This window comes from Paenibacillus sp. PAMC21692 (assembly GCF_014303795.1).
GTDB classification, from domain to species: domain Bacteria; phylum Bacillota; class Bacilli; order Paenibacillales; family Paenibacillaceae; genus Pristimantibacillus; species Pristimantibacillus agaridevorans.
In genome coordinates, this window is sequence record NZ_CP060293.1 from 5,927,224 (window position 1) to 5,948,147 (window position 20,924).

11 protein-coding genes are annotated in these 20,924 nt (G+C 56.1%); 4 read left to right on the forward strand and 7 right to left on the reverse strand.

Annotated elements, in window-relative coordinates; all coding sequences use genetic code 11:
- Positions 1 to 24 precede the first annotated feature (24 nt).
- The gene (locus H7F31_RS24375) at positions 25 to 840 is read right to left on the reverse strand and encodes an ABC transporter permease (RefSeq protein ID WP_187100891.1); all 816 of its coding nucleotides are present in this window, start codon (positions 838 to 840) and stop codon (positions 25 to 27) included.
- A complete protein-coding gene (locus H7F31_RS24380; RefSeq protein WP_187100892.1) occupies positions 837 to 1,865 on the reverse strand; it encodes an ATP-binding cassette domain-containing protein in 1,029 nt (342 codons plus the stop codon). The genes H7F31_RS24375 and H7F31_RS24380 overlap by 4 nt, the downstream gene beginning before the upstream one ends.
- A 197-nt stretch (positions 1,866 to 2,062) precedes the next feature.
- Here H7F31_RS24380 and H7F31_RS24385 point away from each other — a divergent pair, with 197 nt between their 5' ends.
- Together H7F31_RS24385 and H7F31_RS24390 are read left to right on the forward strand one after the other, a co-directional pair.
- Positions 2,063 to 10,369: a glycoside hydrolase family 94 protein gene (locus H7F31_RS24385; RefSeq protein ID WP_187100893.1), complete on the forward strand. Its 8,307-nt coding sequence runs from the start codon at positions 2,063 to 2,065 to the stop codon at positions 10,367 to 10,369.
- A 1,059-nt stretch (positions 10,370 to 11,428) separates the two neighbouring features.
- Complete coding sequence (locus tag H7F31_RS24390) at positions 11,429 to 12,499, forward strand: serine hydrolase domain-containing protein (protein ID WP_187100894.1); 1,071 nt, start codon at positions 11,429 to 11,431, stop codon at positions 12,497 to 12,499.
- A 249-nt stretch (positions 12,500 to 12,748) separates the two neighbouring features.
- Here the strand turns inward: H7F31_RS24390 and H7F31_RS24395 are convergent, their stop codons facing one another.
- From H7F31_RS24395 to H7F31_RS24415, 5 genes are all read right to left on the reverse strand, one after another.
- Positions 12,749 to 13,849, reverse strand: coding sequence for an ABC transporter permease (locus H7F31_RS24395; protein WP_187100895.1), 1,101 nt, complete (start codon positions 13,847 to 13,849; stop codon positions 12,749 to 12,751).
- Positions 13,849 to 15,126 (reverse strand): ABC transporter permease, encoded by a 1,278-nt coding sequence (locus tag H7F31_RS24400; RefSeq protein ID WP_187100896.1) that lies wholly within the window; start codon positions 15,124 to 15,126, stop codon positions 13,849 to 13,851. The genes H7F31_RS24395 and H7F31_RS24400 overlap by 1 nt, the downstream gene beginning before the upstream one ends.
- A gap of 12 nt (positions 15,127 to 15,138) precedes the next feature.
- The gene (locus H7F31_RS24405; protein ID WP_187100897.1) at positions 15,139 to 16,071 is read right to left on the reverse strand and encodes an ABC transporter ATP-binding protein; all 933 of its coding nucleotides are present in this window, start codon (positions 16,069 to 16,071) and stop codon (positions 15,139 to 15,141) included.
- A 143-nt stretch (positions 16,072 to 16,214) separates the two neighbouring features.
- Positions 16,215 to 16,847: a response regulator gene (locus H7F31_RS24410; RefSeq protein ID WP_187100898.1), complete on the reverse strand. Its 633-nt coding sequence runs from the start codon at positions 16,845 to 16,847 to the stop codon at positions 16,215 to 16,217.
- Positions 16,844 to 17,989 (reverse strand): sensor histidine kinase, encoded by a 1,146-nt coding sequence (locus tag H7F31_RS24415; RefSeq protein WP_187100899.1) that lies wholly within the window; start codon positions 17,987 to 17,989, stop codon positions 16,844 to 16,846. The genes H7F31_RS24410 and H7F31_RS24415 overlap by 4 nt, the downstream gene beginning before the upstream one ends.
- A gap of 229 nt (positions 17,990 to 18,218) precedes the next feature.
- Here H7F31_RS24415 and H7F31_RS24420 point away from each other — a divergent pair, with 229 nt between their 5' ends.
- Positions 18,219 to 20,327, forward strand: coding sequence for a methyl-accepting chemotaxis protein (locus H7F31_RS24420; protein ID WP_187100900.1), 2,109 nt, complete (start codon positions 18,219 to 18,221; stop codon positions 20,325 to 20,327).
- Positions 20,328 to 20,478: 151 nt separating this feature from the next.
- On the forward strand, positions 20,479 to 20,895 hold the full coding sequence (locus H7F31_RS24425) for a VOC family protein (RefSeq protein ID WP_187100901.1): 417 nt from the start codon (positions 20,479 to 20,481) through the stop codon (positions 20,893 to 20,895).
- Positions 20,896 to 20,924: the final 29 nt, after the last annotated feature.

The window sequence follows — 20,924 nt, forward strand, 5'->3', positions numbered from 1 at the left end:
GCCTGGCTATAAACACTCGACTCCTTACGTCTTGCGCATGTACGCGCGCACCGTCAGAGGAGCGAACACGATCACGATGACTGCAGCTCCTGCCAATGAAATGAATAAATGCTGGCCGACGGTGCCAGCCTGGGTTAGTTCCCTCACGGCAGAGATGAGATGGGACACGGGATTCGCGTTAACGAACCACTGCAGCCACTTCGGCATGGTCTCGACCGGAACAAAGGCGTTCGATAAAAACGTCAGAGGGAATAACGCCAGCATGGAGATGCCTTGCACGCTGGAAGCCGTTCTTGCGATGACGCCGAAGAAAGCGAAGATCCAACTGATCGCCCATGCGCAAAAGATGACCAGCACGCCGGCGAGCGCAACCGTCCCAAACCCCGCTTCGGGACGATATCCCATGATATAACCCATGGCGAAGGTCAAAGTCGTAGCGATGGTATAACGCACCGTGTCGGCCAAGAGCGCCCCCGCAAGCGGAGCAATACGGGCGATCGGGAGCGACTTGAACCGGTCGAACACCCCTTTGTCCATATCCTCCCGGAGCTGGACGCCCGTCACGAGGGAGGTCGTAATGACCGTCTGCACGAGAATGCCGGGAATAATGACCGGCAAGTAGCTCTGCACGTCGCCGGAGATGGCGCCGCCGAAGATGTAAGTAAACATCAAGGTAAAAATGATGGGCTGGAGCGTGACGTCGAAGAGCTGCTCCGGCGTCCGTTTGATTTTGAGCAGTCCCCTGTAAGCCATCGTAAGCGAGTTTCGTATCGTCTGGCCAAGACTGGTGTAATTACGCAGCTTCCCGTTGACAGAGGTTCCCGTTGACGTATGGTTCATCCTATTGCCACCTCTTTCTTAGTCGCCCCGGCTTCCTCGGATGTATTCACGATTACTTTATCTTGTCCCGTAATCGTCAGGAACACCTCGTCAAGCGTCGGCTTCTGGACGCTGAACTCCGACAGCGGAATGCCGGCCCCCCGAAGGGCAAGAAGTAGATCCGTCGCAGAATCCGCATTCGCCATTGGCGCCGTAATCGTACCTGCCTCCGCCGTGTTGCCCGCCTTCGTCCCCAATACCTCTTCGATGATACGCTTAGCTTGGGCCAGATTTCCCGGATCCTCGATGTTTAAGTGCAGCGATGAAGTGCCTACCGACGCCTTGAGCTCGTTGACCGTACCTTCGGCTACGACGCGTCCGTGATCGATTACGGCTACCCGATCCGCCAGTTGATCGGCTTCGTCCAAGTATTGCGTTGTAAGCAATACCGTGGAACCCGTCTTTACGAGTCGTCTGATCGTATCCCACATCTGGGATCTCGTTCGCGGGTCCAGTCCTGTCGTCGGCTCATCGAGAAAGATGAGCGGAGGCTGCGAGATCAGGCTGGCCGCCAGGTCCAAGCGGCGCCTCATGCCTCCCGAGAACTCCTTGAGCGGCCGCTTCGCCGCCTCCGACAATCCGAATTCCTCCAGCAAGTCCGCTGCCTTGCGCTTCGCTTCGCCTCGTCCCAAACCTAGCAGCCTAGAGAATATAACAAGATTCTCCGTCGCGCTGAGCGATTCGTCGACCGAGGCGTACTGTCCCGTAACGCCGATCAATTGGCGAACGATCTGAGCTTCTTTGGCTACGTCATGGCCGAAGATACGGGCTGAACCCGAGTCGGGACGAAGCAGCGTTGCCAGCATCCGGATCGTCGTCGTTTTGCCTGCTCCGTTCGGCCCCAGCACCCCATAGATGCTTCCCGCCTTAACTTGGAGATCCACTCCGTCCACAGCCCTGTTATTTCCGAAGGTCTTGACGAGTCCCTTCGCTTCGACCGCCCACTCCTTCGCCATGCCTTTCGTTGTTTTCGAATGTATGACCATCGTATTTCCTCCTATCCTGTACTCTGTTGATTGCTTCCATAAGGGCATCATATCGCGGGAATTTAAACGGAATTTAAACGGCTTCCGACTAAAATATGAAACTCTTTCTTCCTATCGACTTATAAAATTCGCCAAATAGCGGAATGGTAATGAGGTGAATTTATATTAGAAAATAACGCCCATGGGGGATTATAGGAATGGAAATGAATCTGGAAAAAATGCGGGAGCACGCGCACAAGCTTGCTCTGGAGCATGATCCCAGCGGCAAAAGGATTTCTTCAGCAGCGCTGTGGAACCGAATGGAGGAGGATATTCGGGAGCTTCGCGCGTATATCGCCGAATTAAATGACGGAAGCGCGGTCTGCGGGCAACCTGCCGATGAGTGGCTGCTCGACCATTCGGAGTTTCTCGAAGCCGAGCTGGGGGAAATTCGCGAAGCGTTGGCGGAGTATCCGGCCAAACGGCTGCCGACGCTGGGAGAAGGCGCCCGGACCCGGGCTGCTTCTCTTTGCGAATCCTACCTGGCATACGGCGACGGGGTGCTGGACGAAAATATATTCGCCGAATTCCTCGATGCTTACCAGGAGGTGGCCGTCCTTACAGCGGCTGAAGCGTGGTCGCTGCCGCTCTTCCTCAAGATGGAGCTCGTCCGCAAGCTGGCCTCAGTCGTGGAGCCTCTGCAGGAGCGGCGCAACGTCTGCGCCCAGGTGGAAAAAATGCTCGCGGGCATACCCGCTTCCGAGCTGACGCCCGAGAAGTTCAAGGCCGCCCTTGATGCGGAACGTGTGGAGCTTCCTCTCTCCGGCGCTATGATCGTTCATTTGATCAAACATTTGCGGGATCATGCCGAGGACACCGCCCATGTCGGGGAATGGCTTGTCTGCAAGCTGGAGAACCCGCCGGAAGATCTGGACTCCATCCTCTCATATGAATACCGATTGCAAGCCGAATACCAAGTCAGCGCCGGCAATGTCATAAGCAGCTTAAGGAAGCTCTCCCGCTGGGACTTTAGCGAGCTTTTCGAGCGCATCAGCATCATAGAACGCACGCTTCGGACGGAACAAGCCGGGGATTATTCCCGACTGGACAGCGGGAGCCGCCATACGCTGCGCCATCGCGTAGAGCTTCTCGCCCGCCGAATGGCCGTGCCGGAAAATCTGGTTGCGACCGAAGCAGTAAGACTGGCCGACGAGGCTTATTCGATGCAAGCAATGGAGTCATCCGACGATACCGGGTCGATGCAGCTGCCATCCAGACCTTGCTTTGCCGCCTTTTATTTGCTGGATGCTCGCGGCATGCGGCTGCTGCAGGCCGCTCTCAAGCTATGCGGCAAAACCGGCGCTCTGCCGCAGGCCGGCTTCAAACGCCGTGCTTCGGGCTTATATATTCAGCTGCTCGCGTTAGGCACATTAACCGTTCTGGCTGTTTCCCTGGCGGTCACCGTCGGCGGCTTGCAGGCGCCTGCTTCTGCAGGCAGTCTGGCGCTTGCATTCGCGCTGCTGCTGATTCCCGCCAGCGAGTGGGCGGTTACAGCCGTACATTGGCTGATCGAACGCGTCACCAGACCCGATCGTCTGCTTCGCTACGACTTCTCCAAGGGCGTGCCGGAAGATGCTGCCACGATAGTCGTCATTCCCGTCATCTGGAGTCGAGGGGACCATGTTGCCGCAACGCTGGACAGACTGGAGCTGCATTATCTCGCCAATCGGGATCCTCATATCCGCTTCGGCATATTAAGCGATTTCCAGGACGCCGCGGAAGAGAAGCTGCCAGAGGATGACGAGCTGCTTCGCATCGCCCGATCGGGCATCGAGCGGCTCAATGGGAAATATCCGGACACCTCCTTCCATCTCTTCCATCGCAAGCGACAATGGAATCCCTCGGAACGGACATGGATGGGCTGGGAGCGCAAGCGGGGCAAGCTGGAGGAATTCGTCAAGCTGTTGCAAGGCGATCGCCATACCAGCTTCGATACCGTAATCGGCGACGAATCCCAGCTCGGCGAAATCCGATACGTCATTACGCTCGACGGGGATACGAGACTTCCGCTGGAGAGCGCTCGCCGCATGATCGGCGCGATCCACTTGCCTTACAACCGCGCGCGCCTCGATGAGAGCGGCCGGAAGGTCGTCGAGGGTTACGGCGTGCTCCAGCCGCGCATCGGCATGACATACGAGAGCGCGCACAAGTCGAGACTGACGGCGCTGTTTGCATCCGAGCCCGGACTAGATCCTTACGCTTTTGCGGTATCGGACCCTTATCAGGACGCCATCGGGCAAGGCATATTCACGGGCAAAGGCATCTTGGACGTGGATGTCTTTCACCGCGTGCTGGGCGGACGAATTCCGGAAAACGCCGTGCTCAGCCACGATTTGCTGGAAGGCGGCTTCCTTCGCGCGGGTCTGCTGTCGGATATCGAGCTGATCGACGATCACCCGCCAACCTTTCTGGCGCAGCAAAAAAGGTTGCATCGATGGACGCGCGGCGACTGGCAGCTGCTGCCTTGGCTAGCCCACTCGGCGCGCAACGCCCGCGGCGAACGTATTCCGACCGCCTTGTCGCTCATGACGCGCTGGCAGATTGCCGACAATATGCGCCGCAGCTTGCTACAGCCCACGCTGATGGCTATGCTGCTGCTGGCGGGACCGCTGCCCGGCTCTGCCATGGCATGGTATGGCATCGTGCTGCTGACACTGCTGCTTCCGGTGTTCCGCGCGCTGCTGTCCGTCTCGCACTGGATTCGCCGTCCATCCGCTTTATTGCGGTCAGCCGCCCATGCCTGCCTCACTCTTTTGACGCTCCCCTTCCAAAGCGTCATGCTGCTCGACGGCATAATACGAACGCTGTATCGGCTGCTGCTGACCAGACGACGGCTGCTGGAATGGACGAGCCAGGCCGAAGTCGAGCGGATGGCGGACAGCAAAGGAACGCCGCCTCTGTCGGCAATGGCTGGCGGTTACCTGCTGACCGCGCTCATGGCCGCAAGCGTGTTGATGGCGCCGGGGATATCGTCCGCGGCAACGACGATCGGTCTCGTCTTGGCGCTATTGTGGTGCTCCGCTCCGCTCGTCGTGAAATGGCTCGACGGCTCTCCCGAACGCGCGGAGTCCGGCTTCTCGGAAAAACAACGCCAAGAGCTATATAAGCTGGCCAGCGATATTTGGTCCTTTTACGAGGATTTCGTGACGGAGAGAGACAACTGGCTCCCGCCGGACAATGTCCAGATCGAACCGGACCGAGGCATCGCTCACCGGACCTCCCCTACCAATATCGGGATGTACGCATTATGCGCGGTTGCGGCCAGAGACTTCGGCTTTATCGATACGGAAGGGCTTATCGAGCGCTTAGAGCGGACGATCGGGACGATGGAACGCATGGAGAAGTGGGAAGGCCATCTCTACAACTGGTATGATACGGAGTCCCTTGCTCCTCTGCAGCCCGTGTATGTCTCGACGGTGGATTCCGGCAATCTGGTCGCCTCGCTTATAGCGGTTAAGGAAGGTCTGCTGGAATGGATGAGGGCGGACTGGGGCGGCAACGCCGAGGGGACTCGTCAGCAAGAGTCCGGCCGTTACGGGGGCGGACGCTTCGAGGTCGCTTTCGCCGGCGAGTTAGGCTCGCGGGGAGGCTCCGAACTGATGAGCCGCGGCAATCGTTTGCTTGCCCGAATCGACGCTCTGGCGCGGGATACGGACTTCCGTGCGCTTTACGATCCGCGAAGCAATCTGTTCTCGCTCGGCTACCACGTCACCAGACGCGAGCGCGACGAGGTTTTATATGACCTGCTGGCTTCGGAAGCGCGCCAGGCAAGCTTCGTCGCAATCGCCATGGGACAGGTGCCCGTCTCGCATTGGAACGCGCTTGGCAGGACGATGACCAAGGTTTCCGGGAAACCTGCATTACTCTCGTGGTCCGGCACGATGTTCGAATATATGATGCCGTGGCTGCTTATGCGCACCTATCGGAATACCGTCTGGGACAGCACCTACAAGGCCGTTGTCAACCGCCAGATCCAATACGCCAAGGAGCGCCGCGTGCCATTTGGCATATCCGAGTCGGGCTACTTCGCCTTCGATCATCAACTGAATTATCAGTACCGTGCATTCGGCGTGCCGGGACTGGGCTTCAAACGCGGTCTGGAGCAGGATCTCGTCCTGGCGCCGTATGCCACGATTATGGCCCTTCCTTACGCTCCCGCCGAAGGGATGCTTGCGCTGGGCCAAATGGAAAAGCTCGGAGGACGGGGCCAGTACGGTTATTATGAAGCGCTGGACTTTACTCCACGCCGGCTCAAGCAGGACGGCAAACACGCCGTCATTTTGAGCTTTATGGCGCATCATCAAGGCATGAGCATGCTCACCTTGTCGAACCTGCTGCTGCCGCAATCCATGATCGACCGCTTCCATCGGAACAAGGAGGTTCGCGCCGCCGAACTGCTGCTACAGGAACGGATACCGGGCCGTACCAAGCTGATCCGCCATCCCTCCCTGCATCGGCTGCAGGAAGAGCGCGAGACGAAAGAAACGGCGAACGAGCCCGTTCGCGAATTCAAATCGCCGCATACGGCCGCTCCGGAAGCATGCGTATTATCAAACGGACGCTTTAGCACCGTCGTTACGGCAAGCGGCAGCGGATACAGCAGCTATGAAGGTTTGCTCGTATCGCGTTGGAGAGAAGATCCCGTGCGTGATTCATGGGGCACCTTCATCTACATTCGGGATGTCTCGTCAGGAAGCGTGTGGTCCCCCTCCTTCCAGCCTTGCCGCACGGAAATGCGGGATCTCCGCGTCCGGTTCGAGCCGGACAAAGCGACGTTCGAGCAAAGCTTCGACGAGGTGTCCGCCCGTATGGAAATATGCGTATCGCCCGAGAGCGACGCCGAGGTCCGGCGCATTACGCTGACGAACAACGGCAGCGAGCCCAAGCTGCTGGAAGTGACCACCTTCGTGGAGCTCGCCTTGGCGAATCCCATCGCGGACGAGGCCCACACCGCATTCAGCAAGCTGTTCATTCGTACCGCCTATGAGGAGAGCAGCGGCTGTCTCGTTGCCAGCCGCCGCAAAAGAGAGGCCAAGGAACAAGCGTTATGGGCCGCCCACTCCCTCAGCGCGGAAGGAACGACGGTTGGCGGATTGGAGTTCGAAACCGACCGCATGGCGTTTATCGGTCGAGGTTATCAGCTCGAGGAGCCCCAAAGCATTCGGACTCGACTTAAGGCGAAGACGGGCTCCGTCGCCGATCCCGCCTTCGTTATGCGCAGGCGCGTCGGGATCGAGCCGGGGCGACAAGTCGTTCTTTACGCGGTGACCTCCGTGGCTGCGACTAGAGAAGCCGCCTTGGACGGGGCCTCGAGCCTGACGAAGTCTCAAGCGGTGGAGCGTGCCTTCCAGCTTGCCTGGACTCGCAGCCGCATCGAGCTGCGCAGTCTCGGCCTGGAGCTTGCGGACGCCTTTGTCTTCCAGCGGCTGGCCGCCCAAGTGCTTTATACGCCGCCCCTCAGCGGAGAGCGGGCCCAGCGGATCGAGGCTAATGTCAAAGGGCAGCCAGGCCTCTGGGCATTCGGCATCTCTGGCGACAGACCTCTCGTCGCCGCGGAGATCGACAGTCGGAGCCGGATGCCCTTTATTATGAAGCTGCTGGCGGGACATGAATATTTGCGCAGACTCGGCATCCGTTTCGATCTCGCTCTCCTAAACGGATCAGAGGAGGGATACGAGCAGGAACTGCAGGACGCGCTTAGCCGGGCGGTCGAGCATGGCGTAGACCGATTTGGAGCAGGTCATGGCAGCATAGTCGTTCTCCCGGCCAAGCAGCTGTCGGCGGACAATCTGACGCTCATTCTTGCCGTCGCACGATTGACGTTGAAGGCGAACGGACCATCCTTGGCCGTGCAGTTAAAGCTGCTTCGCCGCAGCGGCGAGGCTGGCGAGGGCTCGCGAGGCTTAAAGCGAGCCGCGGAACGCGGCCCTGGCAGGAAAGCTCGCGCTGGCGCAATAACTGCCGATGATCCCGAATCCGCGATGCTCCAGACTCGCGAAGACTTTACGCAGAATCCCGAGGAGTCATCCGGCAGCGTCTCCCTCGACCCGAAGGATGTCTTGTTCTACAACGGCTGGGGCGGATTCGCGCCGGACGGCAAGCAATACAAGCTTTTGATCAAAGGCGGCAATCATCTTCCCGCGCCATGGATCAATGTTCTGTCCAATCCCGGTTTCGGAGCCATCGTATCGGAACTTGGCACGGGTTATACATTCTGGCGCAACAGTCGGGAATGCAAGCTGACTCCGTGGTCCAATGACCCTGTTCTCGACCCCCCCGGCGAGCTCGGCTTCCTGCGGGACGAAGAGTCGGGTCTGGTTTGGACGCTGACGCCTTCAGCGGGTGCGAACGCAGCGTCGTACCTCGTCACGCACGGCCTTGGAAGCACGGCCTTCGAGCATAAACGCGGGGGGATTCTCCATGAGTTCTCGTTATTCGTGCCAATGGAGGATCCCGTCAAAATTATGCGGCTCAAGCTGCGCAACGACTCCGAAACGCCCAGGAAGCTGTCGGTTACGTATTATGCGGAATGGGTGATCGGTGTGCAGCGGCAGAGCAACGCCTCCTTCATTTCCAGCGAATGGGACGAGGAGGCCAAAATCTTGACCGCGCAAAACCGTTATCAGGAAATATTCCGGGAAGCGACACCTTTCCTCGGCATCTTCCCGGAACGGGCGGAAGCCGAAGATCAGGAAGTATCCTGGACATCCGATCAGCTCGGCTTCATCGGCCGCAACGGCAGCGTGCTCCAGCCGGCCGCACTGTCGCGCGCCAGACTTGACAAGCAAACCGGCGTTCATTACGCCAGCTGCGGAGCCATTCAGCGAAAGCTGACCCTGCAGCCTGGCGAGGAAACGGAAGTGATCCTGCTGCTTGGATGCGGCACCTCCCGCAAACACGCCGCCGAGCTCGCGGGACGTTACGCCATCGTCAGCCGTTGCGACGAAGCCTGGCAGGAAACTTCGAGTTACTGGGCGGAGACGCTGGGCCAAATCGTCGTCGACACGCCCTCGCAGGAGACGAACATTCTGCTTAACGGCTGGCTGCTGTATCAATCGCTGGCTTGCCGGATGTGGGCCCGAACGGCCTTCTATCAAGCGGGCGGCGCATTCGGCTTCCGCGACCAACTGCAGGATTCTCTCGCAATCCTCCATACCAGACCGGAGCTGACGAGAAAACAAATTTTGCTCAGCGCCTCCCATCAGTACGAGGAAGGAGACGTACAACACTGGTGGCACGAAGAGACAAGCCGCGGCATCCGCACCTTGTTTTCGGACGATCTGCTCTGGCTTCCGTACACCGTCAGCCGGTACATCGAGCATACGGGGGACGCCGCAATTCTGGATGAGCTTGTCCCTTACATTACAAGCGACACGCTGCGGGAAGGCGAACATGAACGGTACGAGGAGACGATCCGTTCGTCTCATAGCGGTACGCTCTACGAGCATTGCGTCAGAGCCGTCGATAAGGCACTATCGCGAATCGGCGAGCATGGCTTGCCGCACATTGGCGTCGGCGACTGGAACGACGGCATGAATCTCGTCGGTGACGAAGGCCGCGGCGAAAGCGTCTGGCTGGGCTGGTTCCTATGCGAAGTGCTTCGCAGGCTTGAGCCGTTATGCGTGTCGCGCGAAGAGCGGGATCGGGGCGAGAAGTACCTCCTCGAGCGGGACAAGTTGGCGGACGCGATACATGAGCATGGATGGGATGGTCAATGGTACCGAAGAGCGTTCACGGACGGGGGCACCTGGCTCGGCTCGCTTTACAATGAGGAATGCCGAATCGACGCCATCGCGCAGTCCTGGTCCGTCATCTCCGGCGCCGCGCCGGAGGATCGGGCGCTGCAAGCGATGCAATCGTTCGATCGCGAGCTGGTCGACCGCGAGATGTCGGTCGTGCGCCTGCTGACGCCGCCTTTCGATCGGACCGAGCCGAGCCCCGGTTATATCCAGGGATATCCGCCGGGCATCCGCGAGAACGGCGCGCAGTACACGCACGGCGTCATCTGGAGCATCGTCGCCTGGAGCAAGCTGGGCCGCGGCGACAAGGCGTTCGAGCTGTTCCGCATGCTCAATCCCATCAACCATACGCGGACCGACCGGGAGGTTCGGACCTACTACGGCGAGCCATACGTGATGGCGGCGGATGTGTATACGGCCGAGCCGCATCAGGGCCATGCGGGCTGGACCTGGTATACCGGCGCCTCCAGCTGGATGTACCAGAGCGGCATCGAATGGATTCTCGGCGTTCGCAAGTTAGGCGACAAGCTTTACTTAAATCCTTGCGTGCCGTCCGATTGGCCGGGCTTTAAGGTCGCCTACCGATTCGGCGAGACCCGTTATCTGCTGGATTTCAAGCGGGAGCATAACGAAGGCGCACCATTCGATCTGGAGGCAGGCCCCGAAGCCTATATAGAACTGGAAGATCGGGGCGGTGAACATGCCGTTTCGATTAAGCTGACATAGCGACTGCAACAGGAAACAAAGGGCGACTGCAACATGAAACAAAGAGAAACGGCTGCACCGTCCTCTGGCAGAGCTGTCCTCCGGCAGCTCAGGTCGTTCCATTCCGGGCATTCCAAGCCCCAATAAGCTGCAAACTTATAAATGGCTAGCGTTTAACAACCGGCGGTATCAGGATTTGGCAATTGCCACCCTGTGCCGCTTTTTTTCGTCAACGCGTTGCTCAAACTTCCCGTCCCAATGAACAATTCATGCTTGCACCGTTCCTTACAAATTGACTCTTTCGGACATCACAAACCTTATTTTGAGAAAAATGCCCGTTTTCCATTTCTAATGGACTCATAGAGGCTATCTATTAATGTGCAAAGATGAAATAGTGGGCAAGTGTCCGGTAAAAAATGAACAGGAGCAACTGTAAAGGAACTGAAAGGCGTTATTTCGGCAAAAAGCAGCACTTCGCAAATCTAATGGAACTGACAGCTCTTATGATGGTCAAAAGTCCACAGTTTGCCTGGATTTCTCACGAATAACGTCGCAGAGTTCCGTAAGATTTGAATATCACGCCAAACGATCCATATAAAGGCCCCCATTTCCGTTAACAGGCGGGCCATGATTGATTGCAGCACACAATGAATCGACGGCCTCTCATAGAACGTCATTTGCAACTTTCTGCACATTTGTGCATTTATCCCCATTTTCTTTGACAAATGGGGCTTTGTACAGCAAATTGTACGAAAATACACAAATTCTCGCTTCCTATCGTCCTTCGGGAACTCTTTGAATCTATATTTGTGTATAAATGTACAAATGTACGGAAAAATGGCTCTAACTTCATCTTAATTGTGTATTTTCGCTCAATTGTTGTACCGTTTGTTAAAATAGCCAAGGGCGTATGCTAGCACTAGCTCTCCAACACCAGCACTCCAGCAACTCTCCAACACCAGCACTCCAGCATCCAGCTCTCCAGCAACTTCTGCAAACCGTGCCCCTTATCCCAAAAGGATCGGCAACCGTCTCGTCGAATAACCATAGTACGATCATTGATCAAAAGGGGATGGTCTCGTGGAACACATACTGGATAACGTGATGCGGGAAAAGAACGTCGAGCGCTGGAGCAACGCTCCGGGCCACCGATTAGCGATTGGCTTAATCGATAAGGCCGGGACTCGCTACTGGCGCAATGGACAATGGCTGCATGAGCCGGATGCCGCACACGCGGAATCGCTATACGAAATCGGCTCCATAACCAAAACGATGACCGGCCTCCTGCTCGCCATTGGCGAACAGGAAGGCATTTGGAGCGGCGACAACAAACTTTCCGAGCTAGTCCCTGAATTGTCGGGCAGTCCTTTCGCCTCCGCAACGACTTTGCGTCAGCTAGCGACCCATTCGTCGGGCCTGCCGAGAATGCCCGGCAACTTCAGGGCCACGATAAAGGATAATCGGAATCCGTATGCGAGTTACTCGGATCAGCATATAACGGAGGCCGTATTAGCGGAACCTCCGAAGTCCGGCAATCGGCATGCCTATTCCAACTATGGCTTCGGCCTTCTGGGTTGGATTCTGGCCAAACGGTTAAACAGGAGCCTGTCTCATGCCTTCAGCGAACGATTGTTTCAACCGCTAGGCATGTCGAATACGCTGCTCCGTTCCGGCTCGCCTGCCCCGGCTGCGGGAGGACTTGTTCCGGTATACAATGCCAAAGGAATCTCCGTTCCGCATTGGGACTTCCAGGACACGATGGCAGGCGCAGGCGCCGTATGCTCCACCGTGCCGGATATGCTTCATTACCTGAAAACCAACCTGCATCCCGAGAACACACCGTTCCCCGAAGCTATCGCCGAATGCCAAAGGGAACATTATTCGATTTTTGCCAGTAGAGGAATTGGAGTCGGATACAGCTGGATGTTCTACAAAGAGCAGGACGGGTCGACGACGCATTGGCATAACGGAGGCACATATGGCTCCAGCAGCTTCACGGCCTTTAACCGCGACAAAGGCAAAGGGCTCGTCGTCTTGTCTAATCGGGGCTCCGGCGTTTGGAGTCAGATTCCTTTCATTGGCAAGCGCAAACTGAGCGTCGACAAGCTCGCGCGCATGCTGCTGGACGGCTTCTACCGAATGTCGGACTGAGTGGGTCCCCTGAACAAAGCGATGCTAGAGGAAACAATCTCCTCCGTTGGTTCAAAACTTTGCTAAAGCAAAGCATCACGCTAGCCTCTCCCCGGCTAACAACAAAACTGCCCCAAGATCATATTTGACCTCGGGGCAGCCTCTAATCCGGTAGTTTGCTACTGTCGGCATAAAACACATCTGGAATTTCGATTTTTTAGGCTGTTAGACTATCTTATCAAGCATGCTTTACCTAAAGTTGCTCAGCCGTCACCTGTTTCTCTCCACCAAATTAATGCCGATGCCCATAAACAGCACGGTGACTAAAAGCAGCTTCGCTATTGGCAAATACAGCTCAGTCCAACCGAAGTCGTGCATGGAGATGCCAAGCATGGCATCCATGGCATGCGACAGCGGGAATAGTTGCGCAAAGGCTTGAAGGATCGCGTTATCGAATACGCCCGGCGGCATGTATGCTCCGCTGATAAGGGGAATAACCGGGATGATCGATGGATAGATCATGTTGAATTTCTCCGGCGTGCGGGTAATTCCCGTGAACAGCATGGCCATAGCCACGACCGATACGACGTAGAGGAGCGATACGGCCAGCAGCTCGCCATAGCGGTCGCCGATGGCGAATCCGAATCCGAAACGAAGGATCGCAAGCACAAGAACGACCTGAATGAAGCCAATAATCGTGCTGTATGTCAGATGGCCCATGTACATGGCGGTTTTGCTCAGAGGCGAAAGCACCATCCGATCCCAGATGCCCGATGTCTTCTCGGCGTTGATCGCGTTGATCTTGAAGCCGATCGTGAACATGACGACGAACAAGGCGAACGCAAAGGTCAACTGGAGACCCATATTATAGGATTCTACGTTCCCCCCATCAGGAGAGGCGAGCTCCATAGTCAGCGGAGGATTCTCCAGGTAGCGCAAGACGTCTTCGCGAAAGCCGCTCGGGCTGCCGGCAGCCTCCATGGCGGAGCGAATCAGCAGTTCCTCCTTGTAGACGCTCGCCACTTGGCTCTCCAGAAGCTGGACGTTGTAATCGTCCACGGAAGCCAGGATGCGAAAGTCTTCGGCCATTAAGCGAACGGCTGCCGCCGACCGCCCTTCCTGCACATTCTTTCTGACTTCTTCTTCTTCCAACATACGGAACACGAACGCTTCGCTTTCGTTCAATCGGGCAACAAGCAGAGAGGCTTGCTCTTCCGGCATTCCGGCATCGGAGAATACGTCGACCTTCAAGCTGCCTCCGTTGCTCGAGCCGAAGAGGAGGACGGCCAAAACGCTAAGCACGATAAATAACATGAGAACGTAGGGCGAGCGTCTTTCCTTCATCCATTGCGATAACATGACGGCCGACATCAAATCCGCCCCTTTCTCGGAAACATGGCGATTCCGACGATGATAGCCGCTACGGAAAAGATCAACAGCAATGCCGTAGACTTATATAGATCAGGCACAATACCTTGTTGGATCCAGTCCGTGTATGCCGCCAGCGCCATCCCGTTCGGCGTCCATTCGCCGATCCCGCGCATCCAGTCCGGAAGCACGTACACCGGCACGAATCCGCCGCCCAGCGTACCGAACACCATGACGACGATCATCATCAAACCGCTGGCCGAATCCTCTTTCAACCGGAACGTAATCGATGTAAAGATGGTAGCTAAACCCGCCATTCCGATGCAATAAACCGTCAAAAGCGCCGAAACGCCAAACCAGAATGACAGCGATTCGCCAGGGAATAAGTTCAATACAAAGTGGCAAACAAGAAAGGCGATAACAGCCTGTAGCATCGTCATACAGAAGGTAGACATCGCCTTCCCCGCAACATACTGAACGGGCCGTGCTCCTGACAGCAAGATACGCTGGAATACTTGTTCCCTCTTCTCCGTCATCGCCTTGGTCGCCGTCGTCATTGCCATAAACATGGAGAACAGGACGCTCATGGACAGCGTAAAATATTGACTGGACGTAATGACGCGGAAACCTTCTACCTGTTCGATTCCGCCTATTGGCGCAAGGGCTGCGTCGACTCCTCCCGTTGGCACGAAACCGGAAGCCTTCGTAACGGTATCGATAGCCATGGAGAAATTGAGCGAGCGGTAATAATCACCGAGCACGTCGCGAAGAACGTCCAGCTCCATGGAGGTTTCCTCGGCTGTTATCCGAAGCGGTACGGTCTCCTCTTGCCCCAGCAGCATGCCGCCAAGACCCAATTGCGTGTATCCAGCCGGAATCGTCACGATGGCTGTCCATTTTCCGTTCTCAAGCTGACCGAGCGCCGCTGCCGCATCTGTCTCCACGACCTCTGCGATGCCCCGGAACTCCTCGCTGTCCAGCAATCCTCTCAAAAGCAAAACTGGATTCAAGTCATCCGCCGCCGCCGCGAGAGCAGCGATCTCCCCTTCCGTCCTGCCTGATCCGCCCAGCGATTCCTTAAACGCCGCAATTCCGCTCGCTGCATCATCCTCTACCACAAAACCGATCTTCATATGAATGGAAGGCGTCTCGTTGCCGAACCAGTTCGGTAACGCAAAGCTCATCACAAAGATGAGAACAAGAGGCATAAGGATGGCGATCAGTAATTCCTTTCGATCTCGCCAGTAGGTCAGAAAATCTTTCCGAAAAAAAATACCCATCTCTCTTCCCCCTCAATCCCGGAGCTTCCGGCCCGTAAGGTGGAGGAAAACATCCTCCAAGCTCGGAGAGTGGACATGCAAGTTAAGAATCTGCACCTTATGTCGATCCGCCGTTCCCACTACCTCGGACAAAAAATTGGTTTGTTTGGCCACGATCAGCTTTACCCCATCTCCGGTCTCTTCCGCTTGTCTCACCGATTCAAGACTTGTAAGCTCATGGACGAAACCCGGGCTCGGAGCGCTCATCTTTACATAAAGAGTATCCTCACCGGACAGGATGCGTCCCAGTTCATTATGCGTGCCGGATGCGATAATCCGTCCATGGTCCATAATGTAGACGCGGCTGCACAGCTGTTCGACCTCTTCCATATAATGGCTCGTATACAGGACGGTCGTTCCTTTCTCGCGGTTCAAGAGGCGTACCGTATCCAAAATATGATTGCGGGACTGCGGGTCGATGCCCACAGTCGGCTCATCCATAATTACGAGCTTGGGATCGTGCAGCAGCGCCGCCGCAATATTAATGCGTCGTTTCATCCCGCCCGAGAACGTTCGGATCAGTTCCTTTTGGCGCTCGCGGAGACCTACCATCTCCAGCACCTCCTGCATCTTCGTCTCCAGCAGCTTTCCCTTGAGCCCGTAGATTCGGCCAAAAAACTTCAAGTTCTCATAGGCGCTTAACTCCGCGTACAATGCGATCTCCTGAGGCACGACGCCAAGCGTCCGGCGGATCATGGCGGGATTTTTCAGCACGCTTTGTCCGTTCAGACGAACATCGCCGAAGGTCGGCTTCAACAAGGAAGCGATCATCGAGATCATCGTCGATTTGCCCGCTCCGTTCGGCCCAAGCAGCCCGACGGCCTCTCCTTCATCCAGATAAATGCTGGCGCCGTCCACCGCCGTTTTTCCTTTAAACGTTTTGCCAAGCTCCACTGTTTCCAGCATGCGGTTGCCCTCCATTTCGATCCACTAAGTCTTTCTGTATCGCCTTGGTCTAATTGTAATAGAAAAAAGACAGTACGATCACTGTCTTCAGTCATTCATCGGGAAGGCAACCATGACTTCCGTCATTTTATTTGCAGCGACGCTTACACAATGCCATGACGAATCGCATAGATGGCAAGCTGCGTCCGGTCGCGGAGATCCAGCTTGTCCATGATGCCGCTGATATGGTTCTTGACCGTCCCGACGGACAGTCCGAGCTCCTCGGCAATTTCCTTATTGCTCCTGCCTTCGCCAACCAGCCTAGTGATGGCAAGCTCTCTGGGCGTAATCGACGAATCGACCGAAGGCTCCTTCGCGTTGCCGAGCAGCCTTGGGATCAGCTTCGCCGCCACATTTTCTTGGAGCGACAAACCGCCGGACAAGCAGCTGCGGATAGAGCGAACCAATGCCTCCGGCTCCGCATCCTTCAGCATGTAGCCGTGCGCCCCGCTTTTCATCGCTTCAAGCGCGTATTCGTCGTCGTTAAAGGTCGTCAGCATCAGCACCTTGCAGCGAGGCCAGCGGGAACGAATGCTTCGGAGCGCCTCGAGTCCCGACATTTCCGGCATCTGGATATCGAGCACAGCCACATCGAAAGCCTGCTTCTCGCACAGGGCTATCGCTTCCTTCCCGTTTCCCGCCTCCCCTGTTACGATCATCTCGGGATCGGTTTCCATCATCATTTTCAGACCTTGACGCACCATGGCTTGATCCTCGGCTATTAAAATACGTATCACTTTATCTCACCCTCCCTGTCAACCAAACTATAAGTGCCTCTTACAATAAACACTTCCGCGAATGAGGAAACCTCGAGCTGCCCGCCCGTCTCCTTGATTCGTTCGCGCATGCCGCGCAGCCCGAAGCCTTCGAAGAAGGCACCGCCCTGCTTCACGGGATTCGTCACCTCGAAGCGGAATACGCTCCCTCCGCCCGGCGCTTCGAAGCTGATCTTCGCTTCTCTGCCTGCCCCATGCCGCATGGCGTTGGTGAGCGCCTCCTGGAGCGCCCGGTAGATCGCGATGGATTGGGCCGGAACAAGCGGAGCCGTCAAAGCGCCGTCCTTGACCGTAAATTCGATGCGCATCAAGCTTTCGGCCTCCAATTTGCGCAGCAATCGGAGAATCGCGGCCAAACCTCCGCCCTCTTCTTCGTTTAATGTTTTGACGGCGCTTCGCGTTTCCTCCAGGCTTTCTTTGGCCAGCACCTTAAGTTCTGCCAGCATCTCCTTCGATTCGGCTTCCGCAGACAACCGGTGCATCTCGATCTGCATCATAAGCGCCGTCAGCTTATGGCCAACGGAGTCATGGATTTCACGCGCCACTTGCGTACGTTCATCCTGCCGCGCTTCCTCTTCGCTCGTCGCCAGCCTGCGCTTCATCATCCTGTATTCGCTTAACAGCGCCTCGCTTCTCGCCGTTGCTTCGTCGCGCTCCCCAATCATCGTACCAGCGAGATAGGCGACTATGCCGAACGCAATGGCGAACAGAAGCAGAAACATCGGCGGATAACCGGGCTTTCCCAGCAAGGCAGGTGCGACAGCTCCAGCCAGAGAGAACGCCCCGACGATTACGGCATAACCCCCGGGTAACCGATAGGCAGCTTTGCCGGCCAGCAAAGCGAATACTAGAAGCGGGTAAGGATTATGGCCTTGCCCGTCGGATGGCCACAACGCAATGGCTGCAAACACGGCGGCACCGCACAGAAGCGCCGTTAACGCCGCTGGTTTCCTCCGCAATAACGGCGCCGCGAAATAGGCAGCAAGCAGCAGCGCAGAGAACAGCATGCGCCTTGCCAACTCACTCCCATCGGCATTTTCCTGGAGCACTGCCAGCAGTAATGCCGCGGACAAAAAAACAAACCATAACCAAAACGAACGCATTCGCCAAGTCTCCCCTTCATCGAAGTAATGCCGTTACCATGTTCCGTTCCACAAGCATCACCAAATTATACCGAATCGGGTTACGAGCGTCCAACGATCTAGGAATCGTTTTCTCGAATTGAACAGTTTACTTCGAAAACGCCGTCTCTCTTATAGGTCTTTGGATCTATTCAGGATTTGTCGAATTATGCCGAATAATCGCCTATACATAATGAAAGAGGTGGCCATCTTGTCAAAACTGCGCAAGCTGTCGCTGGCTGTGAAATTCACGTTAGTCGTCTGGGTTATGCTGGTGCTTGTGCTCGGGTCGAATCTGTATATTAATCTGGGCGAGCTTGAGAAACAAAGCATCGAAAATGGTGAACTGGAAGCCAAAACGGCAGGGGTGCAATACGCCACGGATCTTCAAATTACGATGTCGAGCATGAACGCGACGCTGAAGTCGCTGTCCGACCTGCTCGCCATTTCGCGGGAAGACCAGTCGGTATCGCGGGAAGAAACGATCGAGCTTCTCCATCAAGTTCTGGAGAGCCGGCCGGAGCTCTTCGCCATTTATACGTTATGGGAGCCGAACGCCTTCGACGGCAGCGATGCCCTCAATCGGAACAAAGCGGCATATGACGATGCAACGGGCAGATTCCTTCCTTACCTTGTCAAGAAGAATGATAGCATTCACTTGGAGCCGCTTGTCGATTATGACAAGCCTGGCACTGGCGATTATTTTTTGATCCCGAAAGCCAGCAAAAAACTGTCGTATATAGAACCGTATACCTATCAGATCGCTGGTGAAGAGGAACAAATTATGTCGATCGTCGAACCTATCCTGGACACCGGCGGGAACTTTGTCGGCATAATCGGCATCGATTTATCGCTGGAGCAGCTTCAAGAAGAAGCGTTGAAATATACTCCAATGGAAGGCTACGTGTCCCTGCTCACGGACAAAGGCATCTATGCCGCCAATCCCAACGATCCGGCATCCGTAATGAAAGGCTACGGGGATAATCCCCAGAAGGCGGCGCTATGGCAGCAAGTGAAGGAAGGTTTGAGCTTAAAGGGATATACGCCGAACTCGAAGGGAGTCGACGTGTTACGCCTATTCGAGCCCATCACGCTGCCAGGCTCCGAGCAAACTTGGTATGCCGTCTCCTCCATCTCGAAGTCCGTCATTATGTCCCACTATTACGAGTCCCGCACGACAGCTCTGGCAACCGCACTGGCGGGCATCCTGGTTTTGGCGCTGATCATGACGATTTTGGTCCGAATGATGGTAACCCGGCCGCTCAAGACATTATCCGGCAAGCTGCTTCTAATGGCGCAGGGCGACCTGACCCAGCGGATGGAGATTAAATCCGGCGACGAGATCGGAGTGATGAGCGGATACTTCAACGATATGACGGAGAAGCTGCGCGACATGTTCCGCTTGGTCTCCGACTTGTCCATGGCTGTAGGAGCGACCTCGCAGCAGTTGACGGCGAGCGCGGAACAGACCAGCCATGCCGCCCAGAACGTAGCCGAATCGATCGGACGAATTGCCGACGGGGCCGTCACGCAAAACGAACACGCCATCGAATCCTCTCGAATTATGGATGAGATGACGATCGCCGCCGAACGCATCGCAGGATCCTCCTCATCCGTCTCGACTTCGGCTGACGATGTAACGGCACAGACGCGGACGGGCAGCGTTGCCTTGCAGGACGCCGTCTCGGAGATGGAAATCGTCGTTCGTTCCTCAGAAGAGACAGAGGCTGCTATCCGGAGACTTGAGGACCGTTCCGTCCAGATTGGCGGCATGATCGACGCCATTACGGCTATCAGCACGCAAACCAATCTGCTCGCCTTAAACGCGGCAATCGAAGCGTCCCGCGTTGGCGAGCATGGTCGAGGCTTCGCCGTCGTCGCCGGCGAAATCCGCAAGCTTGCGGATGGAACCCGCAAGGCCGCGGACGAAGTCACGCAGCTCGTTGCGGCAGTCCGTACCGATACCGATAATGCTTCCAGAATAATGGCCGCAGGAAATGCGAACGTACAAAATAGTCTCGCCAGCATCACGAACAGTCAGCGCCTATTCGGTCGTATTCTGACGGAGATGACTTCCGTCAATGTTCAGATTCAGGAAGTATCGGCGGCGGCGGAAGAACTCTCCGCAAGCACCGGGCAGATCGCGGAAAACATGAACGGTCTTTCCGCGCTCGCCTCCGAAGCTGCAGCGGGTTCGCAAGGCGTTGCCGCCGCATCCGAGGAGCAACTTGCTTCCATGGAAGAAATATCGGCTTCCTCCGCTCAGCTAAGCAATATGGTTGAAGAATTGCTGGAAAGGTTGTCAAAGTTCAAAATTTAACGATTCGTCAGACCAACAAGGCGCCCGAAGCGATGTATTCGCTCGGACGCCTTGTTTATTTTGCATGGGAAAAGTTCGGTTTGCTTATTTACATACATACTGTATGTATGTTAAATTAAAAATATTCTATTGCCAAAGGAGACTAAAAACAATGAGAGTTGCAAGCTTATATCCCGTTTTACTTACAGTAAATGTAGAGGAAACAGCGAAGTTTTACTGCGAACACTTCGGATTCGGAATCGTGTTCGAGTCCGAATGGTACGTCAGCTTGCGAATCGAGGGAACGGGTCCCGCCTTCGAGCTTGCCATTCTCGAGCCTGGTCACGGCACCATCCCGGAAGGTTTCCGCAAGTCGACGCAAGGCCTTATTTTGAATATCGAAGTCGATGATGTAGACCTGGAATACGAGCGTCTCATTCGGCAAGCGGGGCTGCCGGTCGAGCTTGATATTCGGGACGAGACTTTCGGCCAGCGCCACTTTATCACGCGCGACCCCAACGGCGTACTGATCGACATCATTACCAACATTCCTCCAGCCGAGGATTATGCGGATCACTATAAAAATTGATGCTTCGATCCGGGAAGCGCAAAATGATA

Bases quoted from the DNA above. Each gene is read 5' to 3' on its own strand.
- H7F31_RS24395 (WP_187100895.1), bottom strand. From the start codon at position 13,849: ATGTCGGCCGTCATGTTATCGCAATGGATGAAGGAAAGACGCTCGCCC.
- H7F31_RS24415 (WP_187100899.1), bottom strand. From the start codon at position 17,989: ATGCGTTCGTTTTGGTTATGGTTTGTTTTTTTGTCCGCGGCATTACTG.
- H7F31_RS24425 (WP_187100901.1), top strand. From the start codon at position 20,479: ATGAGAGTTGCAAGCTTATATCCCGTTTTACTTACAGTAAATGTAGAG.
- H7F31_RS24380 (WP_187100892.1), bottom strand. From the start codon at position 1,865: ATGGTCATACATTCGAAAACAACGAAAGGCATGGCGAAGGAGTGGGCG.
- H7F31_RS24375 (WP_187100891.1), bottom strand. From the start codon at position 840: ATGAACCATACGTCAACGGGAACCTCTGTCAACGGGAAGCTGCGTAAT.
- H7F31_RS24400 (WP_187100896.1), bottom strand. From the start codon at position 15,126: ATGGGTATTTTTTTTCGGAAAGATTTTCTGACCTACTGGCGAGATCGA.
- H7F31_RS24405 (WP_187100897.1), bottom strand. From the start codon at position 16,071: ATGCTGGAAACAGTGGAGCTTGGCAAAACGTTTAAAGGAAAAACGGCG.
- H7F31_RS24385 (WP_187100893.1), top strand. From the start codon at position 2,063: ATGGAAATGAATCTGGAAAAAATGCGGGAGCACGCGCACAAGCTTGCT.